10 protein-coding genes and 1 pseudogene are annotated in these 11,319 nt (G+C 71.7%); all 11 read left to right on the plus strand.

Annotation, left to right across the window (positions count from 1 at the left end):
- Nucleotides 1–183: 183 nt before the first annotated feature.
- The 11 genes and pseudogenes from glnA to NEH16_RS22955 all read left to right on the plus strand — a co-directional run bounded on the left by glnA (nucleotide 184) and on the right by NEH16_RS22955 (nucleotide 11,317).
- Nucleotides 184–1,545: a type I glutamate--ammonia ligase gene (gene glnA, locus NEH16_RS22905; protein ID WP_018103490.1), complete on the plus strand. Its 1,362-nt coding sequence runs from the start codon at nucleotides 184–186 to the stop codon at nucleotides 1,543–1,545.
- Nucleotides 1,546–1,644: 99 nt separating this feature from the next.
- A complete protein-coding gene (locus NEH16_RS22910) occupies nucleotides 1,645–2,634 on the plus strand; it encodes a CehA/McbA family metallohydrolase (protein ID WP_265544657.1) in 990 nt (329 codons plus the stop codon).
- 106 nt (nucleotides 2,635–2,740) lie between these two features.
- Complete coding sequence (locus NEH16_RS22915; RefSeq protein WP_265544659.1) at nucleotides 2,741–3,199, plus strand: hypothetical protein; 459 nt, start codon at nucleotides 2,741–2,743, stop codon at nucleotides 3,197–3,199.
- 14 nt (nucleotides 3,200–3,213) lie between these two features.
- Nucleotides 3,214–3,396, plus strand: a complete 183-nt coding sequence (locus NEH16_RS22920; protein WP_265547505.1) for a hypothetical protein — start codon at nucleotides 3,214–3,216, stop codon at nucleotides 3,394–3,396.
- Nucleotides 3,397–3,489: 93 nt separating this feature from the next.
- Nucleotides 3,490–3,948, plus strand: coding sequence for a tetratricopeptide repeat protein (locus tag NEH16_RS22925; RefSeq protein WP_265544660.1), 459 nt, complete (start codon nucleotides 3,490–3,492; stop codon nucleotides 3,946–3,948).
- Nucleotides 3,894–4,283, plus strand: coding sequence for a hypothetical protein (locus NEH16_RS22930; RefSeq protein WP_374215607.1), 390 nt, complete (start codon nucleotides 3,894–3,896; stop codon nucleotides 4,281–4,283). Before NEH16_RS22925 ends, NEH16_RS22930 begins: the two co-directional genes overlap by 55 nt.
- A 642-nt stretch (nucleotides 4,284–4,925) precedes the next feature.
- The gene (locus NEH16_RS22935) at nucleotides 4,926–6,107 is read left to right on the plus strand and encodes a S1 family peptidase (RefSeq protein ID WP_265547333.1); all 1,182 of its coding nucleotides are present in this window, start codon (nucleotides 4,926–4,928) and stop codon (nucleotides 6,105–6,107) included.
- Nucleotides 6,108–6,236: 129 nt separating this feature from the next.
- Entirely contained in the window at nucleotides 6,237–7,145 is a 909-nt protein-coding gene (locus tag NEH16_RS22940; RefSeq protein WP_265544663.1) for a hypothetical protein, read from the plus strand.
- 114 nt (nucleotides 7,146–7,259) lie between these two features.
- Nucleotides 7,260–10,099 (plus strand): annotated as a pseudogene (locus NEH16_RS22945) (LuxR C-terminal-related transcriptional regulator).
- A 21-nt stretch (nucleotides 10,100–10,120) separates the two neighbouring features.
- Nucleotides 10,121–10,345 (plus strand): hypothetical protein, encoded by a 225-nt coding sequence (locus NEH16_RS22950; RefSeq protein WP_265544664.1) that lies wholly within the window; start codon nucleotides 10,121–10,123, stop codon nucleotides 10,343–10,345.
- Between the two features lie 165 nt (nucleotides 10,346–10,510).
- Nucleotides 10,511–11,317: a putative protein N(5)-glutamine methyltransferase gene (locus tag NEH16_RS22955; protein WP_265544665.1), complete on the plus strand. Its 807-nt coding sequence runs from the start codon at nucleotides 10,511–10,513 to the stop codon at nucleotides 11,315–11,317.
- Nucleotides 11,318–11,319 lie beyond the last annotated feature (2 nt).

Raw genomic sequence — 11,319 nt, forward strand, 5'->3', positions numbered from 1 at the left:
CTGGGCGGTGTCGGGGGGCGGTTCCCGCCCGTGCACACCACGGGCGCCGATCGTAGTGGGTGGCCGAGTGCTCCATGTCACGTCGGGTGCGTAATCTGGGGGAAATCCGGGGTCGTGATACTGGAGTCTCTCCCCAGCCCCGGGAGGTGGAGCACGGACCGTCTGAACTGCAAGGATGTGGCTATGGACAAGCAGCAGGAATTCGTCCTCAGGACCCTTGAGGAACGCGACATCCGGTTCGTACGGCTGTGGTTCACCGATGTGCTCGGGTATCTGAAGTCCGTGGCGGTCGCCCCGGCCGAGCTTGAACAGGCGTTTGACGAGGGCATCGGCTTCGACGGCTCCGCGATCGAGGGCTTCGCGCGGGTCTACGAGTCGGACATGATCGCCAAGCCGGACCCGGGGACGTTCCAGATCCTGCCGTGGCGCGCGGAGGCACCGGGCACGGCCCGGATGTTCTGCGACATCCTCATGCCGGACGGTTCACCGTCCTTCGCGGACCCGCGTTTCGTGCTCAAGCGCATCCTGGCCAAGACCTCGGACCTGGGCTTCACCTTCTACACCCACCCGGAGATCGAGTTCTTCCTCCTGAAGGACAAGCCGGTCGACGGCACCCGGCCGACCCCGGCCGACAGCTCCGGCTACTTCGACCACACCCCGCAGAACGTCGGCATGGACTTCCGCCGCCAGGCGATCACGATGCTCGAATCCATGGGCATCTCGGTCGAGTTCAGCCACCACGAGGGTGCGCCGGGCCAGCAGGAGATCGACCTGCGGTACGCGGACGCGCTGTCGACGGCCGACAACATCATGACGTTCCGCCTTGTCATGAAGCAGGTGGCGCTGGAGCAGGGCGTGCAGGCGACGTTCATGCCGAAGCCGTTCTCGGAGTACCCGGGCTCGGGCATGCACACCCACCTCTCCCTCTTCGAGGGCGACCGCAACGCGTTCTACGAGTCCGGCGCGGAGTACCAGCTCTCCAAGGTCGGCCGCTCCTTCATCGCGGGCCTCCTGCGCCACGCTGCGGAGATCTCCGCCGTCACCAACCAGTGGGTCAACTCCTACAAGCGCATCTGGGGCGGCTCCTCCCGCGCCGCGGGCGCCGGCGGCGAGGCCCCCTCGTACATCTGCTGGGGCCACAACAACCGCTCCGCGCTGATCCGCGTCCCGATGTACAAGCCCGGCAAGACTGGCTCGGCCCGCGTCGAGGTCCGCTCCATCGACTCCGGCGCCAACCCGTACCTGACGTACGCGGTCCTCCTCGCCGCCGGCCTCAAGGGCATCGAGGAGGGCTACGAACTCCCGGCCGGCGCCGACGACGACGTCTGGGCCCTCTCCGACGCGGAACGCCGCGCGATGGGCATCGAACCGCTCCCGCAGAACCTGGGCGAGGCGATCTCCCTGATGGAGAAGAGCGAACTGGTCGCGGAAACCCTGGGCGAGCACGTCTTCGACTTCTTCCTCCGCAACAAGAAGCGGGAGTGGGAGGAATACCGCAGCGAGGTCACCGCCTTCGAACTGAAGGCGCTGCTGCCGGTGTTGTAGGCGCGGCGGCTTGAAGAGCGCGACGCGGGCGGGGCACCTGGCACAACCGAGGTGCCCCGCCCCCGCGTTGGGGGTGCCGCTCGGCGGAGGAGGGGGCGCATGTCGAGTTCGGACTTTCCGCCGGTGCGGGCGGCGGGGCGTGGGGCGGCCTGGTACCGAGGGGACTGCCACGTCCACTCCGTCCACTCGGACGGCGAGCTCACCCCGGACAAGCTGGCCGCCGGGGCGCGCGCCGTCGGACTCGACTTCATCGCGACCACGGAGCACAACGCGGCCGCGAAGCCGGGCGCCTGGGGTCATCTGGCCACCGATGACTTCTTGATCCTGCTCGGCGAGGAGGTCACCACCAAGACCGGGCACTGGCTCGCCCTGGGTCTCGCCCCGGGCGAGGTGGTCGACTGGAACCACCAGGCGGGAGGCGGACTGCTGGGCCCGTGCCTGGACCAGGTCCATCGCACAGGGGGCGTGTGCGTGGCCGCGCACCCGCATGCGCCGTACCCCTCGGGCGACTTCATGTTCCCGTTCCCCGGCTTCGACGTGGTGGAGGTCTGGAACGGACTGTGGACGTCGGACCGCCCCTGGAACGCCGACAACGAGGCGGCCCTGACCGAGTGGGCGCGGTCCCTGGCGGCGGACATCCGTACGGGTTCGTGGCGGCCGGCGATGGGCAACAGCGACACCCACCTGGAGGGGCAGATCGGCATCCCTCACACCGTGGTCCTCGCCGAGGAACTGAGCACCGCGGCAGTCCTGGCAGGAATCCGCGCCGGCCGCAGCTGGATCGCCGAATCGGTGGACGTGGAGGGGTCGTTCACCGCCCGCGCCGATGATCGCGTCGCCGGACTGGGAGAGCGCCTGGCGACTCACGGCGGGCAGGTGGAGGTCCGCGCGGCCGTACGAGGCGTCCCGGCGGGGACCATCAGCGTCCACACCGACCGGGGCAAGGTCCACGAGGCATCGCTGTCCGATGACGGCGCGGGGGCGGTGCGGTGGAACACGACAGCGGAGCAGTCGGCATTCGTCCGCATCGAGGTCCGCCACCCCAACGGACACGCCGCCGCACTCACCAATCCGATCATCGTGACGTGACGGGGCACCGCATTGGGTTCCGGCAATGGGCTCCGGACCGCAGACCGGACGTTCCCGGCGGCGAGCAGTGGGCGACCTTCTTGCCGACGCCGGAGTCTCTCACGCGGTGCTCGACCTCGACTGGCTGAGGAAGTCGTGGCCCGCGCCTCCTGGTGACCGTTTCAACTTCGGCTTGCTCCTGCGGAACCTGCGGAGTGCCGCCGGCAACTATCTCGATGCGGGAGCGGCCCGCCTGGTTTTGGCCGGTGTGGTCGAGCGCCAGGACGAGCGGAAGCAGCCGGCCGATGCCGTAGGTGTTGATCTCACGGTGTGCTGGCTGCGGGCCGAACTCCCAGTCATCCACCAGCGCCTGGCCCAGCGCCACGCCGACGAGCCCGAAGCGCTGCGATGGCACCTGGACCGGTCCGCCGAGCTGGACGCCATCCTCGGCCGGGCCGCAGTTGACGACTTCACCGTCGATGTCGCCCGTAGACTCCGTGCCCTGCGCGACGAGTTCGGCCCCTTGGTCCGCGACCAGCGTGTCGTGGAGCTGAGGGCGCAGATCGGCTTGCTCAACACAGCGTGAGGAAAGGTGTGTTCATGTCGCAGACCGAAGGTGGGCGGTTGTTTCGGGAGAGTTGGATTGCCGGGGTGCGGCGGCACTTTCCCGGGGAGCCGAAGGCCGGGTACGTCGCTGACTGGGACGCGTTGCCGGAGTGGCAGCAGGCGAGCGATGCCGACATCTTCGAGGCCATCGAGGCCGTGCGGCCGCTCGTGGCGTAGCGGAGGTCCCGCAGAAGTGGGGTGGTTGAGGGAACCCGGGCACCCGTGTGGGCCGTCGATACCGTAAACGTCGGTGTGACCGGGAGGGCGTGTATGTCGCGAGGGTGGAAGGTCGCTGCGGTCCTGCTGACCGCCGGATGCGTTGCCGAGGTGGTGCGCAGAGGGCGGCGGACGGACTGGGTTGCTCGGGCGTACCGGGAGCTCGATGTCCGCGACCGGACGTTGCGTGAGGAGGCCCCGGAGACCGTCGGCCTCCGGCACGAGGCTCATCGGCTGCGTGAACTCGGGGACGCGACAGCCGCATTGGAGGTCCACGGACGGTTGCTGGCCGCCCGGGCGGACGCCCTGGGCGCGGACCACCCGCAGGTGCTCATCACGCGCTTCAACCACGCCGGCCACCTATGGGAAGCCGGAGACAGGGCCGGAGCTCTGGCCGCGTACGAAGAGGTCCTGGCCGACATGGTGCGCGTGCAGGGCGAGGACCACACCGATACGCAATGGACCCGGAAGGTTCTGGCGAGCCGGAAGAACGAGGCGGAGGGCGCCCCGTGACCACCACCCTGTGGCGCCCCACCGGCCCCGAGGAGCTGGCCCTGGTGCGCGAGCTGAACTGGCGCGCCTGGCCCCCTCGCCTCCCCGAGCAGCCGATCTTCTACCCGGTCCTCAACGAGGACTACGCGATCCGGATTGCCCGCGACTGGAACGTCAAGCACAGCGGCGTCGGTTACGTGACCCGCTTCGAGGTCGAGACGGAGTTCCTGAGCCGGTACCCCGTTCAGCAGGCGGGTGGGCGGACGATCCTGGAACTGTGGGTCCCGGCAGAGGAGTTGGAAGAGTTCAACGCGCACATCGTCGGTGAGATCGCGGTGACCCACGAATTCCGGTGACAGATTTTCGGGGTGCCGATGACCATGGGCCGCGGCGGGCTTTCTCGCCGCGGCCCATGGCGTGATCGGTGGCGGCGGCTTCGAAGCGGGTGGTGGTCTTCGAGTGGCCGGCACCGGGCCGGGCCGGAACCGCGGAAATCATCTGTGGATGTCTCTCGGGCTCCGTCGGAATCGTAGGGTGCGGATCGCTGCCGATTCCATACGGATCACCGATTTACGGATACGTAGAAAAAGAACGGGTCGGTCGGAAACGCCGTGCCGCGCCCGTCCCTCCGTATCCGGAGCGGCCGATGACCCCTACGTATCCCGGCCCACCGGCCGCGCCCCGGGATGGGCCGGGTTCTCTGCGTATACGTGAATGCGCCTCCCTGATGTAACGGCGAGCCCGACGGCTCGTCGTTACATCAGGGAGGCGCATTCAACAGGAATGCTGCCGCCTCTGTTAAGAAAATTTCCCGATGCCTGCGTCTTGAAATCCCTTCGATCGCTGGGCAATAGTTCCGTTCGCGGCGAGTCGATGACTTTCCGTTAGCCAGAAACCGCCTTCGCCGGTGCGTTGTTCACGCATTCCGGCGTACACCCCCCTTGAGTTTCTGGCTGCCATCAGAAGGGATCAACGTGCGTAACTCCCGTAAGTACCGCATGGCAGCGCTGGGCCTCGCGCTCTCGGCCTCGGCCGTTCTGGGAACCCAGACCCTGGCCCAGGCGCAGGAGACGGAGTCCGCCCCCCGCTACCAGCCCGAGATGGTCCGGGCGTTGGCCGCATCGCTCGGTGTGAGCGAGCAGGCCGCGACCGAACGGCTGGTCCGGCAGGACGCCCAGCAGGCCAGGCTCGCCGCGCTCACGAAAAGCGGCATAGCCGGCGACGGGGCCTTCTTCGACGGCTCCGGCAAGCTGACCGTCAACGTCGGGGACAAGGCCGAGGCGGCCGAGGTCGAGAAGGCCGGCCTCGCGGCGCGGGTGCCCGCGAGAGGTCAGGCGGCCCTGGACAAGGTGAAGTCCCGGCTGGACGCCCTCGCCGCGAAGAAGGTCCCCTCCGGAGTGGCCTCCTGGTCCGTGGACCTGGCCTCCGACAAGGTGACCGTCAAGGTCAACAACGACCGGGGTGCCGCCGCCAAGGCGTTCCTCGCCAAGGCCGCCGGGTACGGCGCCGCCGTCGAGATCGTGCGCGGCGAGGACCAGCTCGAGGCCAAGGCCGCGATCTACCCCGGCAGCAAGATGACGCTGAACAACACCACCGGCTGGTGCTCCGTCGGCTACGGCGCCCACGACAGCTCCGGCAAGCAGTACCTGGTGAGCGCCGGGCACTGCGTCGTGAACACCCTGCGCTACGACGGAACGGCCTTCGCCCAGGGCTACCACACCCGCTACAAGCTCGGCAGCAACAGTGTTGACATGGGCATTGCTACCGTCAACTCCGGTCACTCGATCGTCACCGCCGTCGGCACCTGGAACCAGGGCAGCACCAAGACGGTCGCGGTCAAGGGCAGCAGCCGGGCCGCCGTCGGCGCCGCGATCTGCAAGTCCGGTGCCACCACCGGCTGGACCTGCGGTTCGATCACCTCGTACAACAACACCGTCACGTACGTCGATCTCAACGGCGGCCCCGACACGGTGATCACCGGCCTGGGCGCCTCCAGCGTCTGCGTCGAGGGCGGTGACAGCGGTGGTGCGTACATCTCCGGCAACCAGGCCCAGGGCATGACCTCCGGCGGCCCGACCAATCAGCAGTGCACCGGCGGCGTCAACTCCCGCGGCTCCTCGTACTTCCAGCCGCTCGGTGACGCCCTCCAGTACTACGGGCTGACGCTCAACACCAACTGAGCACGTCCGCAAGGGGAAAGGCCGGGGCCGCTCGCGCAACAAGGCGAGCGGCCCCGGCTGCTCCCCGGCGGGGCCCGTCCGCCCCGGCCGCGACTCCCGTCCGAAGACCTCCACCCGCTGGAAGACGCCATGGTGCACACCCCCCACACCACCGACCCGGACACGATGTTCGCAACGACGTTCAAACAGGCCCTGCAACGGCGCGGGCTGCCGTTGGAGGACGTACGCGATCACCTCGAGGCCCACGGAATCACCCTCAGCGTCGCCACCCTCAGCTACTGGCAGAGCGGCCGCAGCCAGCCGGAGAAGGCCCGGTCCCTGTGTGCCGTCGACCTCCTGGAGCCGTTCCTCGGCCTCCCCGGCGGCGCCCTGCGTTCCCTGCTGCGGCGCCGGCCGCGCGGCTGGGTCCCGCCCCACGACCCGGCCGCCGTCCGTGGCCTGTACGGCGAGGACTCCGACGTCGAACAGGCCCTCGGGGACGCCTTCCCGCACTTCAACGCCGGTCTGCGGCGGCTGGTCGTCCACGAGGCGGTACGCGTGAACGAGCACCGCCTCGTCGACGAGATCCGCGTCACCGTCGCGGTCAGAGCGGCCCACCGGGACGCGCGCCACCTGACGGTCGTCCACGCCCTGGACGGCGCGCGGGGCGACGCCTTCGACGTCACCGTCCCCTCGGGCCCGGCCCCGCGCACCTGGTTCCGGGCGGAGGCGAACTGTGTCGTCGCCGAGATCCCCTTCGGCCGCCGACTGGTCAGGAACGAGACCGCGGTCGTCGAGTACACCGTGCGTACCGCCGCGACCGAGGGCGTCTCCCACCAGCACGAATCCCGGGTCACCACCCCCTTGCAGAGCTATCTGCTCCAGGTCCGCTTCCACCCCTCGGCCGTGCCGTCGAGGTGTTGGCACCACTACCGCAGACGGCTCGGCGCCGAGCCCGGCCGGCAGCTCGCGGCCCTCGACGGCCTCCATACGACGCACCTGCTGCCCATGAAGGCGGCACCGGGCGTCTACGGCGTCGAGTGGGGCTGGGCGGACTGAACTCCGGCGGACCCCCGCCTCCGCCACGGCCTTGGTACGGTGCGGGCACCGGCGGCGCGGTGCCGGGCGCCCCGTCTCCGCACCGTCCGGCAGAACGAGAGCGAGGGTGACGCCGTGGTCCAGACGCGCGGTTCCGCCCTGCGGCCCCTGGCCCGCGCCCTCACCGACGAGCATGCCGAGCCGGTCCTGCTGTTCGTTGAGGGCGCCGCCGGTGAGGGCAAGAGCCACCTGCTCCAGGCCCTGGCCGACCTGCCCGCGACGGCGCACACGGCCCGCGTGCGGTGGCGGTGCGGAGCCGGTACCGGACCTCCCGGCGAGGACGGGCCCCGGCGGGCGCCCACCCTGTGGCTGGTCGACGACGTCCACCGGGCCGGCGAGGACGAACTGCGCCGACTCCGCCGCGTCCTCGGCGGACTGGAGCCGGGCTCCGCCGCCGCCGTGGCCTACCGACCCGAGGAACTCCCCGTCCCCGGACTGCCGTTGGGCGGCCCGCCGGTGACGTACCCCTCCCGGCTCACCGTGCTCCGGCACCGGCTGGCGCCCTGGGACGAGGAACGCGTCCACCGCGCCGCCTCGGAAGCGCTGGGCGGGAGCTGCACGGCCGAGGCGGCGCGCAGACTCCACGAGCTCACCGGCGGAGTGCCCCGAGTGGTCGTCGACCTCCTCGCCGTACTGCGGGAGCGGCAACCGCCGTTCACCGGCACGGCCGCCGAGGTGGAGGCGGCCGGTGTGCCGACCCGCCTCGCGGAACTCGTGCTGAGCCGGACACACACGCTGCCCCCGGAGCACCGGCCGGTGGTCTGGGCGGCAGCCGTCCTCGGCGCGCCCGCCCCCAGGGACGAACTGATCGCGGTGTCGGGGCTCGGAGCGGCGGCCGGGACCGGCGCGCTGCTCCGGGCCCTGGAGGCGGCGGCCCTCGCGGAGCCGGCCGAGGGCCGCTACGGCTTCGCCGTCCCGCTGGCCGCACCGGCCGTACGGGCCTCCGTGCCCGGCCCCGTCCGCCAGGACCTGCACGCCCGGGCGGCGGCCGTACTGCGCGGCAGGCAGCCCGTGCCCTGGGCGGACGTCGCCGAACACCACAGGGCGGCCGGCGAGACCCGCAAGTGGCTCGGCGCGGTGGAGAAGGCGGCCGGGGCCGCCGCCGCGGCCGGGCGCCACCAGCAGGCCGTCACACTGCTGGAAAGGACCCTGGCCACGCCCGGTCTGCCCCCGCGGAGCCGGGCCCGCCTCGCGCCGCTCCTCGCCCGCAGCGCGGTGACCGGCCTGCGCTCGGACCAGACCGTCGACGTGCTCGCGCAGATCGTGCGGGACGCCTCCCTCCCCCCGGCCGTCCGCGGAGAGCTGCGTCTCGACCTCGGCCTGATGCTGGCCAACCAGATGGGCCGGGGGCCCGAGGGACGCCAGGTGCTGGAGACCGCCGCCGCCGAACTGTGCGAGGTCCGGCCGGTCCTGGCCGCCCGCGCCATGGCGGCACTGTCCAGCACCTTCGTACCGGGCGACCACATCGAGGCCGCCCGGGAGTGGATGGCCAAGGCCGTCGCCCTCGCGGACGCCGGCGGGGACGAGGCCATGCGCACGGCGGTCCTCGCCAACCACGCCGACCTCGCCCTGAGCTGCGCCGACCCGGGGGCGTGGGAACTGGTCAGGGAACTGTCCGGCAAGGACACGGACCCCGCCTGCGCCCGGCAGGCCGCGCGCGGCCTGTGCAACGCGGCGAACTCTGCGGTCTGGCTCGGCTTCCACGACCGGGCGGAGGCCCTGCTCGCGGAAGGGCTCGACCTGGCCGCGCGCAGTGGCGCGCCCTACCAGGAGCACACGGCGCTGGGGGCGCGGCTGCTCCAGGAGTGGTGGACAGGTCAATGGACCGGCCTGGCCGAGCGGTGCGAGGACTTCGTCGCGGCGACCGCCGACATGCCGTTCCTCGCCTCCGACGCCTACGTCGTACGAGGCATGCTCGCCCTCGCCCAGGGCGACTGGGGAGAGGCGGGGCCCTGGCTGTCCCAGCGCGGGACGACCCGGCCCGAGAACCTGCCCGTGCCGCTGGCCGCGACGGCGGCCGGCGCCGCGATCCGCCTCGCCCTGGCCCGCCAGGAGGTGGAAGCCGCGGCGGAGCGGGCACGCGCCGCCTGGACGGCCCTCGCCGAGAAGGGGGTGTGGACGTGGGGTCCGGAACTCCTGCCGTGGGCCGTGGAGGCGGTGGCACGCGCGGGCGACACGACCGCGGCGCACACCATGGTCCGCACCTTCTCCGAGGGCGTGGGCCGACGTGACGCGCCCGCCGCCCAGGCCGCACTGATCTGGGGCAGGGCCGTCCTGACCGAGACGGAAGCGCCCGCCGGGGAGGAGCGGGACCGGGACCGGCTCCTGCGGGCCGCGAGGCTGTACCAGGAGGCCGCGGCAGCGTACGAGGTCATGCCTCACCCCTACAGCCGGGCACTGACCGCGGAGGGTGCCGCGCGCTGTGTGCTCGTGGCCGCCGAAGCGGATGCCGGCCCGGGAGACGAGGGCGGGGACACCGCCGCGCCCCCCTCCATCCTGTCGGCGGTCGCCGAACTGGAGACCTGCGCCCGGAATTTCACCGAGCTGGGCGCCGTCTGGGACGCGGCCCGGGTCAGGGCCCTGCTCCGCACCCAGCGTCCGGTGAAGAAGGGGCGCCCGCCCGGACGCCCCTCGCACGCCGACGAGTTGTCCCCCCGGGAGGCGGAGGTCGCCCAGCTCGCGGCCACCGGCCTGACCAACCGGGAGATCGCCGCGACGCTCCACCTGTCCCCCGGACGGTGGAGCAGCACATCGCCCGCGCCATGCGCAAGACCGGTGCGCTCTCCCGCCGCGACCTCGCCCACCGCCTGTCAACGACGAACCCACCAAGCGCACTTGACGGGCCGGACCCTGGACCACCCCCCGCCCGTACCCGACAATGGGCGGAAGATCACGCGTCCTGCGGGCCGCCGTGACCCGGGGAACGGGGGGACACCATGCACGCGGTTCTCATTGTGTTCGGGCTGCTCCTGAGCACCATCGTCTGCCTGATCGTGAAGGTCAACCTGCGCCACCGGCGGCGTACGCACAACTTCGACGGCCAGGAGATCGAGCGGCAGCACAGCGCGGAGATACGCAACGTCCGCGCCGCCAACAACTCGGTCGCCGTCCACAACAGCTTCGTCAACGGCGGCAACGAGTACCGGCCCGGAAGGCGCTGAAACCTGCGGTAGTCTTTCGCATCCCCGCACGGGGACACGACCAAGGAGGTGGGACCCATTACCGCTGTATCGACCCGGGTGCTCCCCTCCCGCGAACGCGTGGCCGACCGGAAATAGGGCCTGTCGCGGAGCACCCCTCGGCGTTCCTCCGAAAGGCTCCGCACCATGCCGGTCCCGCTGTCACCGTCCGACCTCTCCTCCCTCGCCGCCGCCCTCCGCGCCGCCGGCTGCGTCTTCGCCGAGGACGAGGCCGGGCTCATCGCCGCCACCGCCGCCCGCCCCGCCGACATCGAAGCCATGGCCGCACGGCGCGCCGCCGGGCACCCGCTGGAACACGTCCTCGGCTGGGCCGAGTTCGCCGGGCTCCGGATCGCCGTCGACCCCGGCGTCTTCGTCCCCCGCCGCCGCACCGAGTTCCTGATCGACCGGGCCGTCGCCCTCGCCCCGGACCCGGCCGTCGTGGTCGACCTGTGCTGCGGCTCCGGCGCGCTCGGCGCCGCGCTCGCCGCCGCCCTGGACCGGGTCGAGCTGCACGCCTCCGACGTCGAGCCCGCCGCCGTACGCTGCGCCCGGCGCAACGTGGGGGAGCGCGGGCGGGTGTACGAGGGCGACCTCTTCGCGCCCCTGCCCGGCACCCTGCGCGGGCGCGTCGACGTGCTCCTCGCCAACGTGCCGTACGTACCGACCGGCGATGTCGCCCTCCTCCCCGCCGAGGCCCGCGTCCACGAACCGCTCGTCGCGCTCGACGGCGGCGGCGACGGCCTCGACGTCCTGCGCCGGGTCGCGGCCGAGGCGCCGCGCTGGCTCGCCCCGGGCGGCAGCCTCCTCGTCGAGACGAGCGAGCGGCAGGCGGAGACCGCCGCCGGGGTCCTGGCGGACAGCGGGCTCGTGACGCGCGTCGACTCCTGCGAGGAGCGGTACGCGACCGTCCTCACCGGGACGCTCCCCGCACGCCGCGCCCGTACCGCCTAAAC

The sequence above is a fragment of the Streptomyces drozdowiczii genome (assembly GCF_026167665.1).
GTDB classification, from domain to species: Bacteria; Actinomycetota; Actinomycetes; order Streptomycetales; family Streptomycetaceae; genus Streptomyces; species Streptomyces drozdowiczii_A.

Excerpts from the sequence above, each read along its gene's own strand:
- NEH16_RS22955 (WP_265544665.1), top strand. The coding sequence starts at position 10,511 with ATGCCGGTCCCGCTGTCACCGTCCGACCTCTCCTCCCTCGCCGCCGCC.
- NEH16_RS22950 (WP_265544664.1), top strand. The coding sequence starts at position 10,121 with ATGCACGCGGTTCTCATTGTGTTCGGGCTGCTCCTGAGCACCATCGTC.
- NEH16_RS22925 (WP_265544660.1), top strand. The coding sequence starts at position 3,490 with ATGTCGCGAGGGTGGAAGGTCGCTGCGGTCCTGCTGACCGCCGGATGC.
- NEH16_RS22920 (WP_265547505.1), top strand. The coding sequence starts at position 3,214 with ATGTCGCAGACCGAAGGTGGGCGGTTGTTTCGGGAGAGTTGGATTGCC.
- NEH16_RS22910 (WP_265544657.1), top strand. The coding sequence starts at position 1,645 with ATGTCGAGTTCGGACTTTCCGCCGGTGCGGGCGGCGGGGCGTGGGGCG.
- NEH16_RS22930 (WP_374215607.1), top strand. The coding sequence starts at position 3,894 with ATGGACCCGGAAGGTTCTGGCGAGCCGGAAGAACGAGGCGGAGGGCGC.
- glnA (WP_018103490.1), top strand. The coding sequence starts at position 184 with ATGGACAAGCAGCAGGAATTCGTCCTCAGGACCCTTGAGGAACGCGAC.
- NEH16_RS22940 (WP_265544663.1), top strand. The coding sequence starts at position 6,237 with ATGGTGCACACCCCCCACACCACCGACCCGGACACGATGTTCGCAACG.
- NEH16_RS22935 (WP_265547333.1), top strand. The coding sequence starts at position 4,926 with ATGGCAGCGCTGGGCCTCGCGCTCTCGGCCTCGGCCGTTCTGGGAACC.